At 67.5% G+C, this 21,982-nt stretch carries 16 protein-coding genes and 2 riboswitches; of the genes, 14 read left to right on the top strand and 2 right to left on the bottom strand.

The window, feature by feature from the left end:
- The first annotated feature begins 57 nt into the window (after positions 1–57).
- Entirely contained in the window at positions 58–1,686 is a 1,629-nt protein-coding gene (locus EPO52_RS02995; protein WP_290801677.1) for a hypothetical protein, read from the top strand.
- A gap of 25 nt (positions 1,687–1,711) precedes the next feature.
- Positions 1,712–4,567 carry a hypothetical protein gene (locus tag EPO52_RS02990; RefSeq protein ID WP_290801675.1) on the top strand — a complete coding sequence of 952 codons (2,856 nt, stop codon included), beginning with the start codon at positions 1,712–1,714 and terminating at the stop codon, positions 4,565–4,567.
- A 57-nt stretch (positions 4,568–4,624) separates the two neighbouring features.
- Here EPO52_RS02990 and lgt read toward each other — a convergent pair whose 3' ends face one another.
- Entirely contained in the window at positions 4,625–5,596 is a 972-nt protein-coding gene (gene lgt, locus EPO52_RS02985; RefSeq protein WP_290801814.1) for a prolipoprotein diacylglyceryl transferase, read from the bottom strand.
- A gap of 228 nt (positions 5,597–5,824) precedes the next feature.
- Between lgt and EPO52_RS02980 the strand changes: the two genes are divergently transcribed.
- From EPO52_RS02980 to EPO52_RS02950, 7 genes are all read left to right on the top strand, one after another.
- Positions 5,825–6,031, top strand: coding sequence for a cold-shock protein (locus EPO52_RS02980; protein ID WP_290801672.1), 207 nt, complete (start codon positions 5,825–5,827; stop codon positions 6,029–6,031).
- A gap of 169 nt (positions 6,032–6,200) precedes the next feature.
- A complete protein-coding gene (locus EPO52_RS02975; RefSeq protein ID WP_290801810.1) occupies positions 6,201–7,295 on the top strand; it encodes a fatty acid desaturase in 1,095 nt (364 codons plus the stop codon).
- Between the two features lie 19 nt (positions 7,296–7,314).
- Positions 7,315–8,013, top strand: a complete 699-nt coding sequence (locus EPO52_RS02970; RefSeq protein WP_290801669.1) for a copper resistance CopC family protein — start codon at positions 7,315–7,317, stop codon at positions 8,011–8,013.
- Between the two features lie 69 nt (positions 8,014–8,082).
- Positions 8,083–8,180, top strand: a riboswitch (glycine riboswitch).
- A riboswitch (glycine riboswitch) is annotated at positions 8,181–8,290 on the top strand.
- 63 nt (positions 8,291–8,353) lie between these two features.
- Positions 8,354–9,517: a glycine cleavage system aminomethyltransferase GcvT gene (gene gcvT / locus EPO52_RS02965; protein ID WP_290801666.1), complete on the top strand. Its 1,164-nt coding sequence runs from the start codon at positions 8,354–8,356 to the stop codon at positions 9,515–9,517.
- Between the two features lies 1 nt (position 9,518).
- Positions 9,519–9,890 carry a glycine cleavage system protein GcvH gene (gene gcvH / locus EPO52_RS02960; RefSeq protein ID WP_290801664.1) on the top strand — a complete coding sequence of 124 codons (372 nt, stop codon included), beginning with the start codon at positions 9,519–9,521 and terminating at the stop codon, positions 9,888–9,890.
- Positions 9,891–9,897: 7 nt separating this feature from the next.
- Positions 9,898–12,834 carry an aminomethyl-transferring glycine dehydrogenase gene (gene gcvP, locus EPO52_RS02955; RefSeq protein ID WP_290801661.1) on the top strand — a complete coding sequence of 979 codons (2,937 nt, stop codon included), beginning with the start codon at positions 9,898–9,900 and terminating at the stop codon, positions 12,832–12,834.
- 40 nt (positions 12,835–12,874) lie between these two features.
- Complete coding sequence (locus tag EPO52_RS02950) at positions 12,875–13,639, top strand: pentapeptide repeat-containing protein (protein ID WP_290801660.1); 765 nt, start codon at positions 12,875–12,877, stop codon at positions 13,637–13,639.
- A gap of 9 nt (positions 13,640–13,648) precedes the next feature.
- Here the strand turns inward: EPO52_RS02950 and EPO52_RS02945 are convergent, their stop codons facing one another.
- On the bottom strand, positions 13,649–14,425 hold the full coding sequence (locus EPO52_RS02945) for a CPBP family intramembrane glutamic endopeptidase (protein WP_290801657.1): 777 nt from the start codon (positions 14,423–14,425) through the stop codon (positions 13,649–13,651).
- A 200-nt stretch (positions 14,426–14,625) separates the two neighbouring features.
- On the opposite strand from EPO52_RS02945, the gene EPO52_RS02940 reads away from it, so the two are divergent.
- The 5 genes from EPO52_RS02940 (at position 14,626) to typA (ending at position 21,981) form a co-directional block, all read left to right on the top strand.
- Entirely contained in the window at positions 14,626–16,245 is a 1,620-nt protein-coding gene (locus tag EPO52_RS02940) for an ABC transporter substrate-binding protein (RefSeq protein WP_290801654.1), read from the top strand.
- 105 nt (positions 16,246–16,350) lie between these two features.
- The gene (locus EPO52_RS02935) at positions 16,351–17,280 is read left to right on the top strand and encodes an ABC transporter permease (protein ID WP_290801651.1); all 930 of its coding nucleotides are present in this window, start codon (positions 16,351–16,353) and stop codon (positions 17,278–17,280) included.
- Positions 17,270–18,226 carry an ABC transporter permease gene (locus tag EPO52_RS02930; protein WP_290801648.1) on the top strand — a complete coding sequence of 319 codons (957 nt, stop codon included), beginning with the start codon at positions 17,270–17,272 and terminating at the stop codon, positions 18,224–18,226. The genes EPO52_RS02935 and EPO52_RS02930 overlap by 11 nt, the downstream gene beginning before the upstream one ends.
- Positions 18,223–19,977 (top strand): ABC transporter ATP-binding protein, encoded by a 1,755-nt coding sequence (locus EPO52_RS02925; RefSeq protein WP_290801645.1) that lies wholly within the window; start codon positions 18,223–18,225, stop codon positions 19,975–19,977. Before EPO52_RS02930 ends, EPO52_RS02925 begins: the two co-directional genes overlap by 4 nt.
- A gap of 96 nt (positions 19,978–20,073) precedes the next feature.
- Positions 20,074–21,981 (top strand): translational GTPase TypA, encoded by a 1,908-nt coding sequence (typA, locus tag EPO52_RS02920; RefSeq protein ID WP_290801642.1) that lies wholly within the window; start codon positions 20,074–20,076, stop codon positions 21,979–21,981.
- Position 21,982: the final 1 nt, after the last annotated feature.

Here is a 21,982-nt window from a genome sequence, read left to right as displayed (position 1 = left end):
TTTTTCCGGTAGGCTCCTCAATCGATGTGTCCGTCGATGTGAGAAAGCCCCGACCCTATGCCCGTTTCCAATCGCCGCTCGGGTGCGCCCGCACCGGCGTCCGCACCTGCCTCTGGGCCCTCCGCCGAGGGATACAGCGCCGGAATCGCGCAGCTTCGTCAGAAGCGGGCGCGCACGGGCCCCGTTGCCCGACTCTTCGGACATCCCGAGCGCATCATCGGTCTCGACCTCGCGCGAGGCGCCTCGTTCCTTCTGCTCATCGCGCTCCTCTTCGCCCAGCGCTCCGTCGCGGCCCCTGCTGACGCGATCGCTCCGGTACTCAGCGGCTACCTCTCCGACCTCGGGCGATCCGCCGGCGTGACGCTCCCGGGCGACCTGTCCGCCATGTTGGCTGCCCTCAGCACGATGGTCCCCCTGGCGTTCGTCATCATCTCGGGCGTGGCGACAGCTCGCGCCGCCGGCGGGCCGGATGCGCCCACCGGGGTGGTGCTCGTCCAGACGCGACTTCGGCTGCTGCTGCGGGCCGCATTCATCCTCGTGCTTGCGGCCGTGCTCGAGCCCCTGGGCGTCCCGTATGCGGGGCTGCTCGGTACTCTCGGCGTGCTCTCGGGCGTCGCCGCGCTGCTCATCGGAATGTCGGCGCGCGCACTGCTCGTCACGGCACCGGTGTGGCTGGTGGTCGCGAGTGCGGGGTCGGGTGCGCTCGCTGCCGCCGTGCACGCTTCGGGTGACCGCCTGGTGCCGCTGATCGAGTGGCTGACCGGTTCGCCCTACGCCCCGCTCGCCTGGGCGGGCCTCTTCGTCGCCGGGCTGGGCGTCGGCCGTCTCGACCTGCGGCGCTGGAAGCCGCGCCTTCTGGTCGGAGCGGCCGCAATCGGATGTATCGCACTCGCCGTCGTGTCGAGGTTCCTGCTCTCGTTCCTCACGGTCCCTGAGCCGCTGCGGCCGTTCCTGCGGTTCCAGCCCTCCTCGGCCATGCCGCTCGCCCTGGTGGCCGCCGGCGGCGTCATCCTGCTGACGATCGCGCTCTGCCTGTGCGTGGGCGATGCACTCCGCTGGCCTCTGGCGCCGCTGTCGGCCATCGGCTCCCTGGCCGCGAGTTGCGGAGTACTCGTGCTCGTCCTGATCGTGGTCGGCGACACTGTGGGGCGCGAGATCGCGGGGTCTCCGAGCGGTCGAGGCCTTGAGACACTCGCCGCCGCGCTCTCCGGGAGAGCTCTCGGCCGTGATCTCTCTGCCGACTCGCCGTTCGCGCTGGTGGGGTCGGTCGTGCTGGTCACGGCCGCCTGCGCCTGCTTCGCCGTGGTGTGGCGCTTGATCGCCGGAGACGGCCCGATCGAGCGTCTGCTCCGAATGTCGACCGGCCGGCTGGCGGGAGCCGACCGGCGGGTGGGGGCCGACGCCGGTGTCGAGGCCGCGACTGCGATCGAAGCGGATGCCGCCCTGCCCGTGTTCGAGCAGGAGCGCGTCGCTGCGACCTCTGCCGTCTCACCGGCGGTGCAGGCGGCCCCGGCTGCAACCGGGCCGGCTCAGGGCACATCCGCGGCTCAGGGCACATCCGCGACCTCGGCCCCATCCGCCACCCCGGCCGTGGAGGCGCGCCGGCGCGCTCTGGCCACGGTCGATCCGTCGGCCGTCATCAGCCAGTGGACGCCCGGCCAGGCACTCGGAAAGCTGCCGTACTGAATGCCCCACGACGTCCAGGTCGACGATGCGCGCTGACGAGCACGTGCGGCGGCTCCTCACGCAGAGCGATCAGATTCCCACGGGGGCGTTCGAGCGCGCGATCCTGCACAGCGCCACGGGGCTCAGTGATGCCCTCGGCGATGAAGACCTCGGCTATCGCTCCCGGCTGCGGCTGAGTGCCTGGGCGGCTGCTTCCGGCGACACGACGGAGCGCCTGCGCGCCTTCGACTGGTGTCTCGAACGCCACCTGGCCGATCCGATCCGGTTCCCCGCGGCTGCCGACGACCTCGATCTGCTCTGGGACTTCGCCTCGATTCCCCGGCTTCTGGCGGGAGACCCGCGCTATTCCACCGAGGCGATCGAGGAGTGTCTCGACGAGATGCTGAGGGTCTACTCGAACCGGGGTGTCGACCTCGGAGGGTATTGGCTCGCCCGATTCGAGTGCGCCGTGGCGTGCGGCGACGACGCGGGGGCGCGGGTCGCCAGGGCCACGCTCAGCGGTGCGCATCCCGCCGACTCGCCGCTCTGTGAAGCGTGTCTGATGAGTGTCGAGCTGCAGTGGCACGTCGACAACGAGCGATTCGAGCGTGCCATCGCCTGTTACGACCTCCTCCTCGCACGGGGCGTGGGATGCGCAGACGAACCCGAGCGGGCGCACTCGCGGGTGGTCCTGCCGCTGCTCATGACGGGACGCACGGCCCGGGCGCGCGAGATCGTGTCGGCGGCCCTCGTCGGTGCGCGGCGGAATCCGAAGAACGTGGCTGCACTGGCCGACTACCTGACCGCGACCGTGCTGCTCGGCGAGCTCTCGCTCGCGGTCGACCTCGTTCGGCGGCATCTCCACTGGATCGTGTACGACCCGCTCGGGCTCGATGCGCGTTTCGCGTTTCTCACGGCCACGGGTGCCGCGCTGAACGCGCTCGTGCGCGCGGGGCGCGGGGAGACCTCCGTTCCGCTCGTCGAGGCCGACAGACTGCACACCGCGCTCGGTGCCCACCTCGGGAGCTGGACGGCGAAGGCTCTCGCGGAACGCTGCTGGTCGGTCGCCGGCACGATCGCGAGCTCCTTCGATGCCCGCAACGGCACGTCCCGCTATGCCGAACGCCTGCGCGCCGCGCGCTCCCTCGTACCCCTCGTCGACGGGATGCCGGCTGCCGCAGGCGGCCTCCCCGCGTTCTTCGGCGGTGACCGTGCGATGACCGTTCTGAGCCGACCCGGGATGCCGGCCATCGCGGGGCAGTCGATGCCCCGCGACCTCACCAGCGCCGACCTGCTCGATCGCGCCCGCGAGAGCGCCTCGGCCGGAGCCGTGACGGAGGCATTCGCCCTGATCGACCAGGCATTGCCGCGTGCGGCGCCTCTGACGCGTGCGGAGCTGTTCGCGCTGCGCATCCGAATCCTCGTCGAAGGGGAGAACGCGGAAGAGGCGGAGCAGGTCCTGTCGCAGCGGATCGACTGCCTCATCCTCGACGACCTCGACGACGAGGCCGAGGTCGATCTCCAGCTCGGACTACTGATTCACGGAGCGACCGCGCCCGACCGGGAGAGCACCCTCGAAGCAGCGCTCGCCCGAACGCGCGAACTGGGGCTCCGAGGGGCGGCACGGATGCGCGTGGTCATCGCTCTCGCGGGGCTGCGGTTCCAGCAGAGGCACTTCGGCATCGCGCAGTCGTTGCTCGAAGACGAACTGCAGCGCTCGGCGGGCGAGATCTATCGCCGCGAGCCCGCGCTCAGCCTGCTGGCAGACGTCTATTGCGCTCTCGGGCGGTCAGCAGATGCCGTCGACATCCTCGACCGGGTTCTGGCGTCACCCATCGACCGGGCGATGCGCGCCTCCATGCTCCTCCGACGCAGCACCCTGCTCGTCGCCCTCGACCGAGATGCGCACTCCGTCGGCGAGAGGAGCGTGCTCTTCGATCACGCGCTCGACGACGCCGATCGATCTCTCGGCCTGTACTCCGAGATCAACCATGCCGAGGGAATCCTCGACGCCTGCGGCGTACTCGCCGAGCTGCTCGGTCGCGCGGGCGTCATCACCGGCGCGATCGAAGCGCTCAGAACCGCGGCGCACACGGCCACCCGGATCGAGCATCCGGATGCCCCGTCCATCAGGTTCAGGCTCGCTCGCGCTCTCGTGCGTTCCGATCGTGGCGACCAGGCGCGCGAGATCATCGATTCCGTGCTCGAGGAGGAGTCGGTGCGCACGGAAGGCTGGAGCGATGCCGAACCCGCTGAGTTCGCAGTGGTTCTGCACTGGTTCGGCCACGCCTGCCGTCAGGACGACGACGATCCTGCGGCGTATTGTGCCTGGAGTGTCGCGCTCGAGCACTTTGCGCGCGCCGGCGACGATCTGGCGGCCGTCGAGGTCGGGATCTCGCTCGGACGGCTCCTCTTCGACAACGACGAGGAGTCGTCGATCGAGGTGCTCGCGCATGCCGTTGCGACGGCACGCCGCTTGGCGACGGCTGAAGCCGGCGGTTCCGCGGCAGGCGGAGGGGGAGTGCGTTCGCGGTCGGCCACCCGGGCCTCCGCCATGACGTTGCTCGTCGACGCCTTGCATCTTCTCGGCCGGGCTCAAGCCGCCTTCGACCGCACGGAAGGTCTCGACACGCTCGACGTCGCGCGCGAACACGCCGCGCGAGCGGGGTTCGGCGATCCCGCATTCCTGGCGAGCATCCTCGAATCTCGCGCCCGGGCGCTCGACGACCTCGGAGACGAGCACGCCGCAGCGCTCGTCGCCCGGGAGGCCGCCGAGGCCTATCGAGCGTGCGGTGACGAGCAGGCGGCGCGAGACGTCGACCTTTTCGAGACGCGGCTGCTCGCACTCACCGCAGGGGCCGACCGCCTCGTTCCCGATCGAGCCGCCCCGCTCGGTCGCTGACGCTCGGAGCGCTCGATGTGACGGAATCCATCGTCGCGCCGGAGCGCCGGCTCCGGACTACGGCTTGGTTGCCGTCAGTTCCTTGTCGGAGTCGCCGTCTGCGGCGTCGGAGTCGGCTGCGGCCAGCTCGTCGTCGGTCCAGCGGGAGTCTGCCTCAGCGGCCTCCTCCTCCGGGGTGAGGGCGCCACGCGGTGCGCGGCCCGGACGGTAGACCGAGTTCTCGACGCCCGGGTGGCGGCGCGACTGCACCACGAAGAGCACGATGCCGAGTGCGATGGCCACGAACGAGGCCCAGATATTGGCCGGGATGCCGAGGAATCCGTCGCTCGAGGGATCGATGCGGATCGCCTCGAGCCAGCTGCGGCCGAGACCGTACCAGATGAGGTAGAGCGCGAACAGCTTGCCCCAGCGCAGCGCGAACTTGCGCTCGAGGGCCAGCAACAGCACGATGCCCACGACGTTCCAGATGATCTCGTAGAGGAACAGGGGATGGAACAGGGTGCCCTCGGGGAGACCCGCTGGCATCTTCGCCACCTCGATCTCGAGACCCCAGGGGAGTGTCGTCGGAAGGCCGAACAGCTCGTGGTTGAAGTAGTTGCCGAGACGGCCGATCGCTTGTGCGGCAAGCATGGCCGGAGCCAGCGCATCCGCGAACGACCAGAGGCGGATGCCTGCGAAACGGCAGCCGATGTAGGCACCGATCGCGCCACCGATCAGCGAGCCGTACAGCGCGTTGCCGCCATCCCAGATCTGGAAGACGCGCCACAGGTCGGCATCGGGATAGAAGTAGTCGCCCATGTGAGTGAACACGTGGTAAAAACGGGCGCCGACGATGCCGAGCGGCACGGCCCACAACACGATGTCGATCACGACGCCGGGTTCACCGCCGCGCTTGGTGAGCCGACGGTTCACCATCAGCATCGCCACGATGATGCCGGCGAGGATGAAGAGTGCGTAGATGTGGATCGTGAACGGTCCGATGGGGAAGGACGCGAACGCGGGATCCGGACTCGGGATGCTGAGCGGCATGATTGTGGGCACGCTGAATTCTAAAGCTTCGGGCGCAAGATGCAGAATCTGTAGCCGATCCGGCTTCTCGCCGCTAAGCTAGACACAGTTGTTGTGTTACCCATGAATCTTGAATAGGGTCTTCACCTCGTTTTCGGGGTAGGGCTTGTTTTTCTGAGGAGCGGAACAAAGTACACCGCGACGGTAGGTTCCGACAGGCGGAACCGCTTACCTCGAAAAGAGAAAACAATGCCTCAAGGCACCGTGAAATGGTTCAACTCCGAAAAGGGCTTCGGCTTCATCTCCCCCGATGACGGTGGAGAAGACGTGTTCGCCCACCACTCCGGCATCACCGGTTCGGGCTACAAGAACCTCGAAGAGAACCAGCGCGTCGAGTTCGACGTGACGCAGGGCCGCAAGGGCCTGCAGGCTGAGAACATCACGCCCATCGCGTAAGTTCCCTCCAGAACCTGAAGAGCCCGTTTCGCCGAAAGGCGAGGCGGGCTCTTTCGTGTTGCGGGGCCAATACGCAGGTTCTCCGACTAGGTTGAGAACATCTGTACAGGGCAATTGCTCGCACCGCGGCTGTGAAGTCGGAACCGACTAAGTCTGCAGGCCTTTGAGCATCATAAACAGCCCCACTCCCCGCGCCACGGTTCCCCGTAAGACGGGCTCCGCGCATCCGACCGCTGCTTATTCAGAGCTGCTGAACACCGTGAAAGACATGGGTCTGCTGCGTAAGCGCCGCACCTTCTACATCGTGATGTTCTCGGTCCTCGTGCTCGCTCTCATCGGCGCCGCGGTCGGCTTCGTCCTGCTGGGCGAGAGCTGGTACCAGCTGCTGATCGCCGGCGGACTCGGCATCATCTTCACCCAGTTCGCCTTCCTGGCGCACGAGGCATCGCACCGCCAGGTGTTCGAGTCGGGCAAGGCCAACGATCGCGCCGGCCGCACTCTCGCCACCGCGTTCGTGGGCATGAGCTATGCCTGGTGGATGACGAAGCACACTCGTCACCACGGCAACCCGAACACCGTCGGCAAAGACCCCGACATCGACCCCGACACCGTGGTGTTCACCGAGGCGGATGCCGCGAAGACCAAGGGTGCCGTTGCCTGGCTGGTGCGCCGCCAGGGCTGGGCGCTCTACCCGCTGCTCCTGCTCGAGGGCATCAACCTGCACTACCTGTCGTTCAAGACCCTTCTCAGCCGCAAGCCCGTCGAGGGCCGGAGCGTCGAGCTGTGGTTCATCGGCGTGCGGCTGCTGGCGTACGTCGGCGTCATCTTCTACTTCCTCCCGCTCGGCATGGCCTTCGCCTTCCTCGGCGTGCAGCTGGCCGTGTTCGGGCTCTACATGGGCGCGTCGTTCGCCCCGAACCACGTGGGCATGAAGATCTTCCCGGCCGGTTCGCGCGTCGACTTCCTCTCGAAGCAGGTGCTCTCCTCCCGCAACATCAAGGGCGGCTGGGGCATGACCATCTTCATGGGCGGTCTCGACCTGCAGACCGAGCACCACCTCTTCCCCTCGATGCCGCGCCCGAACCTCGTGAAGGTGCGCCCCATCGTCGAGGAGTACTGCGCCACGCACAAGATCCCCTACACCCAGACGTCGCTGCTCGAAGCACACAAGCAGGTCATCGCGTACATGAACAAGGTGGGCCTCGCCGCTCCCGACCCGTTCGACTGCCCTCTGGTCAACCAGTACCGCGTGCGCCGCGGCTGAGCGACGATAGGTTGGTCGGGTGAGAACTCTGCCTTCCCTCGCCGTTCTGACGGTCGCTCTGGCGGCCGTGATCCTCGCACCAGCGGTCGCCGCATCGGCGCACGATGGCCTCGAATCGGCGACTCCGGCGGCTGATTCGTCGATCACGGCCGATCCCGGCGCGGTCACTCTCGGGTTCAGCGACCAGCTGCTCGCACTCGGTGCCGACACGAACGGTTTCGCCCTGCAGGTGGTCGATGCCGACGGTCTTCACTTCGAATCCGGATGCGTCGCCATCTCGGGCGCGCAGCTCACCTCGCCGATGGCCCTCGGCGGCGCAGGCAGCTATGTCGTCCTCTGGCAGGTCGTGTCGAGCGACGGGCATCCCACCTCGGGCCAGTACGAGTTCGACTACGAGCCCACGTCGCTCGAGGGTGCGGCCGATGGACTCACCGATGCCCCCGTCTGCGGAGACGCCTGGGCGGGCGAGCCGGATGGCGATCCGACGCCGACGGCCACGAGCGACGCCTCCGTGGTTCCGGCACCGACGAGTACCTCGGGAGCCGCCGCGGCTGGCGTCACCGACGCTCCTGACGCGACATCCGTTCCCCGCGAGAATGCGGCGATGGCCCTTCCCTGGCCCGTCGCGGTGCTCATCGTGGTCGTGGGTATCGGCGTGCTCGCCGCCATCATCGTGCTGGTGGTGCGCCGGATGCGGGGCGGCGGCTACGGGCAGTGAGTGCAGCCGAGGCCGGCGGGCCGGTATGCTCGGGGGCGTAGCAACCCACAACTGAATACCGCTGGCCACTAGGCCGACGCGGGAGAGCCGCACTCCGACGAGGAGAGCGGCACCGAAGGAGCAATCCTCCCCGATAATCTCTCAGGTCCTCGTACCGCGTCGAACTGGCCACTCTGGAAAGCAGTCCGCGGCATCGACAGCGGCTCGCCCACGGTGAAAGCCCCGGTTCGCAGAGAACCGTGGTGAAACTCTCAGGCACGATGACAGAGGGGGAGTTCTCACAGGTCACGTGCGTGACCTGCCACCGCCGGGCCAGGCCCGCGACGACACGGAGAACTCCATGACCTCGACCGTCGACCACCCATCTCCCGCACCGGGAGACCACTCGCGCTACTCGCCCCTCCATGACGTGCACGTCGCCGCGGGCGCCTCCTTCACCGACTTCGCGGGCTGGCAGATGCCCGTTCGGTACTCGAGCGACCTCGCCGAGCACCATGCGGTGCGGGGGGCTGCAGGCCTCTTCGATCTCTCGCACATGGCCGAGTTCTCCGTCAGCGGGGCGGATGCCGGCGCATTCCTCGATTTCGCCCTCGCCGGGGCGCTCTCGCGCATCGACCTCGGTCAGGCCAAGTACTCGCTGCTCCTCGCCGAGCACGGCGGCATCATCGACGATGTGGTGGTGTACCGCACGGCAGAGCAGTCGTTCCTCGTGGTGGCGAACGCCTCGAACCGTCAGCCGGTGGCCGAGGCTCTCGCTGCGCGTGCCGATGGGTTCACGATCGAGGTGACCGACGTCAGCGATGAAACCGCGCTGATCGCGGTGCAGGGACCGGCGTCTCGCGCCATCCTCGAAGACACGACGGGCTTGGGGATCGGCGGCGGTTCCGAGGCGCTCGCGGGCCTTCGCTACTACCGGGCGCTCGACGCCACCTTCGAGGGGCTCCCTGTGCTGCTGGCCCGCACCGGCTACACCGGCGAAGACGGCTTCGAGCTCTACATCGCCCCGGACGCGGCTCCCGCACTGTGGGCTGCGCTGACCGCTGCCGGCGAGGCCCACGGGCTCGTTCCGGCAGGCCTCGCGAGCCGCGACACCCTCCGTCTCGAGGCGGGCATGCCGCTCTACGGCCACGAGCTCTCGCTCGAGACGCTCCCCGCGCAGGCCGGTGTCGGACGGGTGCCCGCGCTCGCGAAGGCCGACTTCGTGGGGCGCGACGCGGTCGAAGCGGGCGCTCCGGTCGACGCATCCGTTCTGGTCGGGCTGGTGGCCGAGGGCCGCCGGGCCGCGCGGGCCGATTACCTCGTGTACCCCGACGACGCGTCGACCCAGCCCATCGGTGTGGTCACGAGCGGAGCGCTGTCGCCCACGCTCGGGCATCCGATCGCCATGGCGGCCGTCGACCCCCGGTTCGCCGAGCCCGGCCTCGAGCTGAGCGTCGACATCCGGGGCAAACGCCTCCCGTTCACCACCACGACCCTCCCGTTCTACCGCCGGAAGAAGGACTGACATGCCTGACCAGAACGACCTGCGCTACACCGCCGACCACGAATGGGTTCTCGTGGAGGGCTCGGTGGCCACCATCGGCATCACCGCCTACGCCGCCGCCCAGCTCGGCGACATCGTCTACCTCGACCTGCCGGATGCCGGCACCGAGGTCTCGGGCGGCACCGTCGTCGGCGAGATCGAGAGCACCAAGTCGGTGGGCGAGCTCTTCGCGCCCGTCGACGGCACCGTGGTGGAGAAGAACGCCGCGGTCGAAGACGCGCCCGAGCTCGTGAACAGCGACCCGCTCGGTGAGGGCTGGCTCATCAAGGTCGAGTTCACCGAGCTGCCCGAGCTGCTGTCGCTCGAGGCCTACACCGCCTTGATCGGAGACTGATCGCGCAATGACGGATCTCGCTCCTTCCCTCTCCGGTGTCGCCTCGCGCACCGATCTCTTCAGCACCCGCCACATCGGCACCGACGCGGCCGCCCAGGCCCGGATGCTCGAAGCCGTCGGCTTCGAGAGCGTCGAGGCCCTCATGGCCGCCGCCGTGCCGCAGTCGATCCAGTTCGACCGCTCGCTCACGAACTCGTTCGTGCCGCCCGCGGCCACGGAACGCGAGGCCGTCGACGAGCTGCGCGCGCTGGCCTCGATGAACCGGGTGTCGACCTCGTACATCGGGCTCGGCTACTACGGCACCCTCACCCCGGCGGTGATCAAGCGCAATGTGCTCGAGAACCCGAGCTGGTACACCGCGTACACGCCGTATCAGCCCGAGATCTCGCAGGGCCGGCTCGAGGCGCTCATCAACTTCCAGACCATGGTGGCCGACCTCACGGGGCTCACCACCGCCAATGCGTCGATGCTCGACGAGTCCACCGCGGCGGTCGAGGGGATGCTGCTGGCGCGGCGCGCGAGCAAGTCGAAGTCCACCCGTTTCCTGGTCGACTCCGATGCCTTCCCGCAGACCAAGGCGCTGCTGCGCGACCGGGCCGAGGCCGTGGGCATCGAGATCGACGAGGTGGTGCTCGACTCGATCGACCACCCGTCGCACGCGCTCGCCCCGGTCGACGCGTTCGGCGTCTTCGTGCAGTACCCGGGCGCATCCGGCCGGGTGTGGAACCCCTCAGCGGTGATCGATGCGGTTCACGCCTCAGGCGGCATCGCCGTGGTCGCAGCCGACCTGCTCGCCCTCACGCTCATCGCCTCGCCCGGCGAGCTGGGCGCCGATGTCGCCGTGGGCACCACGCAGCGCTTCGGCGTGCCGATGGGCTTCGGCGGGCCGCACGCGGGCTACATGGCCGTGCGCGCCGGTCTCGAGCGACAGCTCCCCGGCCGCCTGGTGGGCGTGAGCGTGGACGCAGCGGGCCACCCTGCCTACCGGCTCAGCCTGCAGGCGCGGGAGCAGCACATCCGTCGTGAGAAGGCCACCTCGAACATCTGCACCGCCCAGGTGCTGCTCGCCGTCATGGCGGGCATGTACGCGGTGTACCACGGGCCGGAGGGCCTGCGCCGCATCGCCGAGCAGGTCAATCAGGCCGCCCGCACGCTCGCGGCTCACCTGGCCGGCGCCGGCTACGGCATCGTGCACCGCGACTTCTTCGACACCGTCCTCGTCTCCGCACCCGGGCGCGCCCGTGCCCTCGCTGAGCACGCTCACGGTCGCGACATCCTGCTCAACGTCGTCGACGACGACACCCTGAGCATCTCGGTCGACGAGACCACGACGGATGCGGCGCTCATCGACCTGGCCCTGGTCTTCGACGCCGTCGAGGGTCACGACGACGCCGGCCGGGGTGCGGCGGAGCGCGACCCCAGCATCCCCGAATCGTTGCTTCGCACGACCGATTACCTCACGCATCCGGTGTTCAACACCCACCGCTCGGAGACGAGCATGATGCGCTACCTCAAGCGCCTCGCCGACGCCGACTACGCGCTCGACCGCGGCATGATCCCCCTCGGATCGTGCACCATGAAGCTCAACGCGGCGAGCGAGATGGAGGCCGTGACCTGGCGGGAGTTCGCGGGCATCCATCCGTTCGCCCCCGCGGGCGACGTGGAGGGCTACCTCACTCTCATCGCGCAGCTGGAACGCTGGCTGGCGGATGTCACGGGGTACGACTCGGTGTCGCTCCAGCCCAACGCGGGCAGCCAGGGCGAACTGGCGGGCCTACTGGCCATCCGGGGCTACCATCGCTCGCAGGGGTCGCTCGAGCGCACGGTATGCCTCATCCCGTCGAGCGCGCACGGCACGAACGCCGCCTCGGCCGTTCTGGCGGGCATGAAGGTGGTCGTGGTCGCCTGCGACGAGTTGGGTAACGTCGACCTCGTCGACCTCCGTGCCAAGATCGCCGAGCACGCCGACGTCCTGGCGGCGCTGATGATCACGTATCCGTCGACGCACGGCGTCTACGAGCACGACGTGGTGGAGATCTGCCGGCTGGTGCACGAGGCCGGCGGGCAGGTGTACGTCGACGGAGCCAATCTCAACGCCCTGCTCGGGTTCGCAAGGTTCGGCGACTTCGGCGGCGACGTGTCGCACCTCAACCTGCACAAGACCTTCTGCATCCCGCACGGGGGCGGCGGACCGGGCGTCGGACCGGTTGCTGCGAAGGCGCACCTCGCTCCATTCCTGCCGGGGCATATGTTCGCGCAGAGCCCCGAGCACCAGCTCGTCGACGGCTCGGCCGTGGTGCACGCGGGGCCTCAGATCTCGGCCGCGCCCTACGGCAGCCCGAGCATCCTGCCCATCAGCTGGGCCTACGTGCGCATGATGGGGCTGGAAGGGCTGGCCCAGGCGACCGCCGCGGCCGTTCTCGCGGCGAACTACGTAGCGGCTCGCCTCGCGCCGCACTTCCCGGTGCTCTACACGGGCGAGAACGGGCTGGTGGCGCACGAGTGCATCCTCGATCTGAGGGGCATCACGCAGGCGTCCGGGGTCTCGGTCGACGATGTGGCGAAGCGGCTCGTCGACTACGGATTCCACGCGCCGACGATGAGCTTCCCGGTTCCGGGAACCCTCATGGTGGAGCCCACGGAGAGCGAGGACCTCGATGAGATCGATCGCTTCATCGAGGCGATGATCGAGATCAAGGCCGAGATCGATGCCGTGGCGGCGGGGGAGTGGCCGGCCGGCGACAACCCGCTGGTCAACGCACCGCACACCGCCCAGTCGGTGGTGGAGGGCGAGTGGACGCACCCGTACGACCGGGCACGTGCCGTCTACCCGGTGCACACGCTGGTGCGCGGCAAGTACTGGCCTCCCGTGCGGCGCATCGACCAGGCCTACGGCGACCGCAACCTCGTGTGCGCCTGCCCGCCGCCGGAAGCGTTCGAGTAGGGAGTTCGAACGGCCGGATGGGTTTGGTAGGGTTCGAGCCATGTCGACGCCCCGTGCCGCCGCCCTCCTCCTCCGCGTGACGGCCGGCCTCGCGCTGGCGGGCGCCGCCGTCGTGGTGACGGCGGGACCCGCCCTGGCGGCCGATCCGGTGTTCTCGGAGGGGAACTGCGTCATCTACCGCGTCACCGACGGCGGGCCGGGCGGCGCGCAGTGCGCCGGCGTCGACCTCACGGGCACCCGCTTCGGTGAGGGAGACTTCCGTGGCGCCGACCTGCAGGGCGCGTCGTTCGCCGACGGCGACGTGCAGGGCGCCGTGTTCGCCGGCGCGAATCTGGCCGGTGCCGACTTCAGCGGCACGCGCATCGTGGGAGCCGACTTCTCGGGATCGAGCATCCTGCCGGCCACGCAGGATCTCACGGCGGATGCCAGCGGAACGGCGCCGGTGACCTACCAGGCGAACCTGCCCACCGGGTTGAACCTCGACGGCTGCTCGATCGTGGGCACCCCGATCTCCTCCGGGCAGACCTTCCCCATCGGCACGTCCAACATCCTGTGCCAGCTCTCCACCTCGTTCAACGGCACCGCGTCGCTCGTGATGACCGTGAACGTCACGGCATCCGTCACCGCCACGCCCACCCAGACACCCCTGTTCACACCGGAGCCCGTGACCGCCAGCCCGATCGCCGCCGCCCCGGCGGTGGAGACGCCGAACTGGCTCATGATCGGCGGCTTCATCGGCGGGGGAGTGCTCGTGGTGGCCGGCATCGCGGCCTTCATCGTGTCGAACCGGCGTGCCCGCGACTGAGCACCGTGATCAGCTGAAGATGTCCGGGAACAGCGACACCGCCCAGGCATAGCCGACGAACGAGATGATGTCGATGACCCAGTGGGCGATCACGAGCGGCATCACCCGGCCCCAACGCCAGTAGCACCACCCGAAGATCACGCCCATCGCCACGTTTCCGACGAACGGCCCCGGGCCCTGGTAGAGGTGATAGCTGCCTCTCAGCACGGCCGAGGTCAGGATGATCGCCCACTTCGACCAGCCCAACTGGCGCAGCCGGGTGTAGAGGTAGGCCACGACGATGATCTCCTCCTGGAGAGCCGCACGCAGCGCGGACAGCACCAGCACCGGAACGGTGTACCAATGGTCGTCGAGCGACGAGGCGACCACGGCGGCGCTCTGGCCGAGCAGCCGCCAGACGACGTAGAGCACGATTCCGGGAACGCCGACCACGACGAGGAGGAAGCCGCCTCGACCCAGGTCTCTGAGCGGTTGGGTGAAGTCGAATCCGATCCGCCGGAAGACGTGGCCGCCGGACAGCGCGAGGAGATACAGCACGAGCATCACCGGGACGAGGTCGAAGAAGATCGCCAGGAGCCGGTAGGTGAGGTCGAGCCATTCGCGCTCGTTGAGCTGGGGATTGAGACTGGTGCTCTGGTCGGCGAGCGGCGTGTCGAGCGTCACCTTCGCGAGCAGGCTCACGATGGAGTAGACGGCGGATGCTCCCAGCGAGAGACCGAGCACGATCAGGATCTCGGTGCCGAGGCGTCGGCGGCGCAGACGGGTCCACTCGAGGGCTCGGGTCATCACTTCACTTTCTTGCGTAGAGCGCTACTTTTTCACAAGAACTGTGGGAAGCGCACAACGAATCTCCGGAGATAGTTTCGTGTGTGTAACTTTTTCCGCCTCGGTTTGCAGTCGATCTGGCCCCCACTTAGGGTGCTTCCTTAGGCTGCGCGCCTCACGAAGGCGTGTTGCCTTTCCCGCATTTCTGCACAGGAGGAAAATTGAAAATCAGACGGTATGGCATCGGCGCGGTCGCGCTGGTCGCCGCGAGCGTGCTCGCACTGTCGGGCTGCGCCAGCAGCGGCTCCGACAGCACTTCCTCGGCCAACACGGCCGCGATCATCACGGCGAACGGCTCCGAGCCCCAGAACCCGCTGATCCCCACCAACACCAACGAGACCGGCGGCGGCAAGATCATCGACGCCATCTTCGCGGGCCTCGAGTATTACGACGCCAGCGGCGCCCCGCAGCTCGACGTGGCCGAGAGCATCGAGACCGACGACTCGCAGACCTTCACGATCAAGATCAAGCCCGACCTCACGTTCACCAACGGTGACCCGGTCGACGCCAACAGCTTCGTCGACGCCTGGCAGTACGGCGCCCTCCTGTCGAACGAGCAGCTCAACAGCTACTTCTTCGAGGACATCGAAGGCTTCAGCTACGACGAGGACAGCCCCCTCACGGGTCTCAAGGTCGTCGACGACCTGACCTTCACGGTCACCCTCAAGGAAGCGCGCTCCGACTTCCCGCTGCGCCTCGGCTATTCGGCCTTCTACCCGCTGCCCAAGTCGGCGTTCGCCGACATGGACGCGTTCGGTCAGAACCCGGTCGGCAACGGTCCTTACAAGCTCGCGAGCGACACCGCGTGGGCGCACAACGAGAAGATCGACCTGGTCGTCAACGACCAGTACGACGGTGGCCGCAAGGCGCAGAACGGCGGCCTCACGATCGTCTTCTACGCAAGCGAGGATGCGGCCTACGCCGACCTCCTGGGTGGCAACCTCGATGTGCTCGACGCCGTGCCCTCCAGTGCGTTCAGCACCTACCAGAACGACCTCGGCGACCGTGCTGTGAACCAGCCTGCGGCCATCTTCCAGTCGTTCACGATCCCGGAGCGCCTCGCGCACTTCGGCAATGACGAAGAAGGCAAGCTCCGCCGCGCCGCAATCTCGATGGCGATCAACCGTCCCGAGATCACCGACGTGATCTTCCAGGGCACCCGCACCCCGGCCTCCGACTTCACCTCCCCGGTGATCGACGGCTGGAGCGACTCGCTCGAGGGCGCCGACGTGCTCGCCTACAACCCCGACGAGGCGAAGAAGCTGTGGGCCCAGGCCGACGCCATCTCCCCGTGGGGCGACAGCACCTTCCAGATCGCGTACAACTCCGACGGCGGTCACGCCGAGTGGGTCGACGCCGTGTCGAACAGCGTCAAGAACGTTCTGGGCATCAACGCCTCGGGCGCTCCGTACGCGACCTTCGCCGAGGCTCGCACCGCGATCACCGACCGTTCGATCCAGACCGCGTTCCGCACCGGATGGCAGGCCGACTACCCCGGTCTGTTCAACTTCCTCGGCCCGCTCTACGCGACCAACGCCTCCTCCAACGACGGTGACTACTCGAACCCCGAGTTCGACGCGCTGCTGCAGGAGGGCTCGTCGACCGCTGATTCGGCTACCGCAAACGAGGACTTCCAGAAGGCCCAGGAGATCCTCCTGAAGGACCTGCCGGCGATCCCGCTGTGGTACTCGAACGTCACCGGTGGCTACGGCGAGACCGTCTCGAACGTCGAGTTCGGATGGAACTCGGTGCCGCTGTACTACGAGATCACCAAGAGCTAGTTCTCGATCGATCGGGGGCGGCAGCCACGCGCTGCCGCCCCCGATTCATGTCTCTGGTTCCGCTGGCGCTTCCCGCCCCCTAGTTCGATTGGTACGGTCTGATTCGTGGCCGGTTACATCCTCAGGCGTCTTCTTCAGGCGATCCCTGTTCTCTTGGGAACGACGTTCCTCATCTACTTCATGGTCTTCGCGATGCCCGGAGACCCCTTGCTCGCCCTCTTCGGCGACAAGACACCGAACCCGGCTCTGCTCGAGAGGCTCCGCCAGGAGTACCACCTCGACCAGCCCTTCATCGTGCAGTACTTCCTGTACCTCGGCGGCATCTTCCGTGGTGACTTCGGCACCTCGTTCTCGGGTGAAGCGGTCTCCGACATCCTGGCCCGCACCTTCCCCGTCACCATCCGGCTGGCCATCATGGCGCTCATCATCGAGTTCGTCGGCGGTGTGCTGATCGGCCTCGTGTCCGGTCTGCGGAAGGGGAAGCTGTTCGATGCATCGGCGCTCGTGGTCAGCCTCATCTTCATCTCGCTGCCGATCTTCGTCATCGCCTTCGTGGCCCAGTACATCTTCGGAATCCAGCTCGGCTGGGCGAGAACCACGGTCTCCACCGGCGCGCCCATCCAAGACCTGATCCTCCCGGCCTTCGTGCTGGCGTCGATCTCCTTCGCCCAGCTGATCAGGCTGACCCGGGCATCCGTGATCGAGACGCAGGGGCTCGACTTCGTGCGCACCGCCTATGGCAAGGGCCTCAGCCGGCGACGCATCATCCCCGTCCACATCCTGCGCAACTCGCTCATCCCGGTCGTCACCTACGCCGCCACCGACTTCGGTGTGCTGCTCGTCGGCGCCACGGTCACGGAGGGTATCTTCAACGTCCCCGGCGTGGGACGCACGCTCTACCAGGCGATCATCCGAGGTGAAGGGCCCACGGTCGTGTCCTTCGTCACCGTGATGGTGCTCATCTATCTGGCGGTCAACCTCGTCGTCGACCTCCTGTACGGCCTTCTCGACCCGAGGATCCGCTATGTCAAATAATTCATTCACTCCGACGCCGAAGCACTTCGTCGCACCCCTCGAGGAGACACCTCTCGTCGCGATCGACGCCGTCAACGTCGGCGAACGTCCGTCGAACCTCTGGATCGACGCGTGGCGCGACATGCGCCGCCGGCCGATGTTCTGGATCTCGGCCGTCATCATCCTGCTGGTGATCGTCGTGGCGCTGTTCCCGACGCTGTTCACCTCGGTTCCGCCGAACGACAACTGCCAGCTGTCCAACAGCAACGGAGGCCCCACGTCCGACCATCTGCTGGGCTTCACCAAGCAGGGTTGCGACGTGTTCTCGCGTCTCGTGCACGGCACGTCGACCTCGTTGTCGGTGGGCATCATCGTGACCATCCTCACGACCGTGCTCGGCATCCTGTTCGGAGCCTTCGCCGGCTTCTACGGCGGATGGCTCGACTCGATCCTGTCGCGTGCGGGTGACATCTTCTTCTCGATCCCCTACATCCTGGCCGCCGTGGTCATCATGTCGGTGTTCTCGGCCTACCGGAACGTCTTCATCATCTCGTTGGCCATCGGCATCTTCGCCTGGCCGGCCACCGCGCGTGTGCTGAGAGCCGAGATCCTGAGGGTGAAGAACTCCGACTACGTCATGGCCGCGCGCGCCACCGGCGTCACGAACTTCCGCATCCTCGTGCGTCACGTGCTGCCGAACTCCATCGCGCCCGTGATCGTGGTCACCACGATCTCCCTGGGAGCGGCGATCGTGGCCGAGGCCACCCTGTCGTTCCTCGGCGTCGGTCTGCCCAACTCCACCATGTCGTGGGGCAATGACATCAGCGCCGCGCAGGTCGACCTGCGCACGGCGCCCCAGACGCTGATCTATCCGTCACTCGCGCTCTCGATCACGGTTCTCGCCTTCATCATGATGGGCGAAGTCATCCGAGACGCACTCGACCCGAAGGCGAGGGCCCAGCGATGAGCGACCCCACCACCCAGAACGTGAAGCCCCTCCTCGAGATCAAAGACCTCCAGGTCGGGTTCCAGACCACCGGCGGCATCGTTCCCGCGGTGCGCGGTGTCGACCTCACCCTCATGCCCGGCCAGACGTTGGCCATCGTGGGGGAGTCGGGGTCGGGCAAGTCCACCACGGCGCACGCCATCATCAACCTGCTCCCCGGCCCCGGCCGCATAACGGGAGGCTCGATCACCTTCGACGGCAAGGAGCTCATCGGGCTCGGCTCCAAGCAGATGGAGAGCATCCGCGGGCGCGAGATCGGCTTCGTGCCGCAGGACCCGATGTCGAACCTCAACCCCGTGTGGTCGATCGGCTTCCAGGTCGAGGAGACCATCCGCGCGAACGGAATCGCCTCGGGCCGCAAGAACGTGCGGGCCCACGCCATCCAGGTGCTGAAGGAGGCCGGACTGCAGGATGCCGACAAGCGGCTGAAGCAGTTCCCGCACCAGTTCTCCGGCGGCATGCGCCAGCGGGTGCTGATCGGCATCGGCCTGTCGAGCCGGCCGAAGCTGCTGATCGCCGACGAGCCCACCTCGGCGCTCGACGTGACGGTCCAGCGCCGCATCCTCGACCACCTCGAGACGCTCACCCGTGACATCGGCACCGCCGTACTGTTCATCACGCACGACCTCGGTCTCGCCGCCGAGCGCGCCGAGCAGCTCGTGGTGATGTATAAGGGCAAGATCGTGGAGGCCGGGCCCTCGAAGGAGATCCTCGAGAACCCGGTGCACCCCTACACGCAGCGCCTCGTGGCCGCGGCTCCGAGCTTGGCCTCGCGCCGCATCCAGAGCGCCACCCACGCCACGGCGACGCACGCACTCAGCGATCTCGAGTACGCGCCGACCAAGGTCACCGAGGGTGTCGACCTCATCGCTGCGGCCGAAGAGCGGGTCGAGAAGGCACCCGCTGTCAAACGTCCCGACGCCATCGTGGTGAGAGACCTCACCAAGGTCTACAAGATCCGCGGTCAGGGCAAGGGCTCGTCGGGTGAGGTCATCGCGTCGGACAAGGTGAACTTCAGCGTCGAGAAGGGCACCACCACCGCTCTCGTGGGCGAATCGGGCTCGGGCAAGTCGACCGTGGCGAAGATGATCCTGCGCCTCGAAGACCCCACGAGCGGCTCGATCCTGATCGATGGAACGGATGTCGCGCCCCTCAAGGGGAAGGCTCTGCTCGACCTGCGGCGCCGCATGCAGCCCGTCTTCCAAGACCCCTACGGGTCGCTCGACCCGCTGCGCAACATCGGCAACACCATCAGCGAGCCGCTGCAGGTGCACAAGGTCGGCGACCGCACCGCCCGCAAGGAGCGCGTGTTCGAGCTGCTCGACCAGGTCTCGCTGCCCAAGTCGCTCATCACGCGGTACCCGAACGAACTCTCGGGTGGTCAGCGTCAGCGCGTGGCCATCGCACGGGCGCTCGCACTGAAGCCCGATGTCGTGGTGCTCGACGAGGCGGTCTCCGCTCTCGACGTGCTCGTGCAGGCTCAGATCCTCAAGCTGCTGGCCGATCTGCAGGCGGAACTGGAGCTCACGTACCTGTTCATCACCCACGACCTGGCGGTGGTTCGCGTCATCGCCGACAACGTCTGCGTGATGCAGCAGGGCAAGATCGTGGAGGCCGCAACCACCGATCAGGTCTTCGACAGCCCGCAGGAGCAATATACTAAGGAGTTGCTGAACGCCATTCCGGGCGCTGGAATCACCCTGGGCGTTTAGCGGTTCCGGGCCACGACGCCCACTACTCCCGCTATTTCGAGCCCGCTGGGTGGCTGTGCCACCGGTTCCGGGTTCATGAACCTGAGGACTTTTCCCATGGCACAAGCCACCCGTGATGACCTGCGCAATGTCGCGATCGTCGCCCACGTCGACCACGGCAAGACCACCCTGGTCGACGCCATGCTCACGCAGACGAACTCGTTCGACGCGCACTTCGACGCCGACGACCGGATGATGGACTCCAACGACCTGGAGCGTGAGAAGGGCATCACGATCCTCGCCAAGAACACGGCGATCTCCTACAACGGTGTGCACGCCGGCGACAAGCCGATCACCATCAACGTGATCGACACGCCCGGCCACGCCGACTTCGGTGGCGAGGTCGAGCGCGGTCTGTCGATGGTCGACGGCGTGGTGCTTCTCGTCGATGCCTCAGAGGGTCCGCTGCCGCAGACCCGCTTCGTGCTCCGTAAGGCGCTCGAGGCCAAGCTGCCCGTCATCCTGCTGGTGAACAAGACCGACCGCCCGGATGCGCGCATCGACGAGGTCGTGGGCGAGTCGCAGGACCTGCTGCTCGGTCTCGCCTCCGACATGGCCGACGACGTGCCCGACCTCGACCTCGACGCGATCCTCGACGTGCCCGTCGTGTACGCATCCGGCCGTAACGGCGCCGCCTCGCTCAACAAGCCCGAGAACGGCACGCTGCCCGACAACGACGACCTCGAGCCCCTCTTCGGCGCGATCCTCGAGCACATCCCGGCTCCCACCTACGATGACGAGGCGCCCCTCCAGGCCCACGTCACGAACCTCGACTCGTCGCCCTTCCTCGGCCGTCTCGCCCTCCTCCGTGTCTTCAACGGCACGATCAAGAAGGGCCAGCAGGTCGCCTGGGTCAAGCACGACGGCACCGTCACCAACCAGCGCATCAGCGAGCTGCTGAAGACCGTGGCGCTCACCCGCTTCCCGACCGAGTCGGCCGGCCCCGGCGACATCGTGGCGATCGCCGGCATCGAGGACATCACGATCGGCGAGACCATCGCCGACCCCGAAGACGTGCGGCCGCTTCCGGCCATCACGGTCGACGACCCCGCGATCTCGATGACCATCGGAACCAACACGTCGCCGCTCGTCGGCAAGGTCAAGGGCCACAAGCTCACCGCCCGCATGGTGAAGGACCGCCTCGACCGCGAGCTCATCGGCAACGTGTCGCTGCGCGTCGTCGACATCGGCAACCCCGCCGCCTGGGAGGTTCAGGGCCGTGGTGAGCTCGCGCTCGCCATCCTGGTCGAGAACATGCGTCGTGAGGGCTACGAGCTCACCGTCGGCAAACCCCAGGTGGTCACCCGCCAGGTGAACGGCAAGACGCACGAGCCCTTCGAGCACCTCACCATCGACGCGCCCGAGGAGTACCTCGGTGCCATCACGCAGCTGCTCGCCGCCCGCAAGGGCCGCATGGAGGGCATGTCGAACCACGGCACCGGATGGGTGCGCATGGAGTTCATCGTTCCGTCGCGTGGGCTCATCGGCTTCCGCACCGAGTTCCTCACCATCACCCGCGGCACCGGTATCGCCAACGCGATCTCGCACGGCTACGACGAGTGGGCAGGTGCGATCGTCACCCGTAACAACGGTTCGATCGTCGCCGACCGTGCCGGCGTCGTCACCCCGTTCGCCATCATCGCCCTCCAGGAGCGCATGACCTTCTTCGTGAACCCCACCGAGGAGGTCTACGAGGGCATGGTGATCGGTGAGAACGCCCGCGCCGACGACATGGACGTGAACATCACCAAGGAGAAGAAGCTGACGAACATGCGTCAGTCCACCTCCGACACGTTCGAGTCGATGACCCCGTCGCGTCAGCTCTCGCTCGAGGAGTGCCTCGAGTTCGCCCGCGAAGACGAGTGCGTCGAGGTCACCCCCGAGATCGTGCGCATCCGCAAGGTGGAGCTCGACCAGAACGCCCGCGCGCGCAAGACCGCGAACCTCAAGCGCGCCAACTCGTAGC

It is taken from the genome of Herbiconiux sp., assembly GCF_004297105.1.
In the GTDB taxonomy this organism is placed as follows: Bacteria; Actinomycetota; Actinomycetes; order Actinomycetales; family Microbacteriaceae; genus Herbiconiux.
Note: the sequence above shows the minus strand (reverse complement) of the source record. Positions and strands in the feature narration are given on the sequence as shown.

Bases quoted from the DNA above. Each gene is read 5' to 3' on its own strand.
- lgt (WP_290801814.1), bottom strand. From the start codon at position 5,596: ATGCCGCTCAGCATCCCGAGTCCGGATCCCGCGTTCGCGTCCTTCCCC.
- gcvH (WP_290801664.1), top strand. From the start codon at position 9,519: ATGCCTGACCAGAACGACCTGCGCTACACCGCCGACCACGAATGGGTT.
- EPO52_RS02995 (WP_290801677.1), top strand. From the start codon at position 58: ATGCCCGTTTCCAATCGCCGCTCGGGTGCGCCCGCACCGGCGTCCGCA.
- gcvP (WP_290801661.1), top strand. From the start codon at position 9,898: ATGACGGATCTCGCTCCTTCCCTCTCCGGTGTCGCCTCGCGCACCGAT.
- gcvT (WP_290801666.1), top strand. From the start codon at position 8,354: ATGACCTCGACCGTCGACCACCCATCTCCCGCACCGGGAGACCACTCG.
- EPO52_RS02930 (WP_290801648.1), top strand. From the start codon at position 17,270: ATGTCAAATAATTCATTCACTCCGACGCCGAAGCACTTCGTCGCACCC.
- EPO52_RS02950 (WP_290801660.1), top strand. From the start codon at position 12,875: ATGTCGACGCCCCGTGCCGCCGCCCTCCTCCTCCGCGTGACGGCCGGC.
- EPO52_RS02925 (WP_290801645.1), top strand. From the start codon at position 18,223: ATGAGCGACCCCACCACCCAGAACGTGAAGCCCCTCCTCGAGATCAAA.
- EPO52_RS02990 (WP_290801675.1), top strand. From the start codon at position 1,712: ATGCGCGCTGACGAGCACGTGCGGCGGCTCCTCACGCAGAGCGATCAG.
- EPO52_RS02945 (WP_290801657.1), bottom strand. From the start codon at position 14,425: ATGACCCGAGCCCTCGAGTGGACCCGTCTGCGCCGCCGACGCCTCGGC.
- typA (WP_290801642.1), top strand. From the start codon at position 20,074: ATGGCACAAGCCACCCGTGATGACCTGCGCAATGTCGCGATCGTCGCC.
- EPO52_RS02980 (WP_290801672.1), top strand. From the start codon at position 5,825: ATGCCTCAAGGCACCGTGAAATGGTTCAACTCCGAAAAGGGCTTCGGC.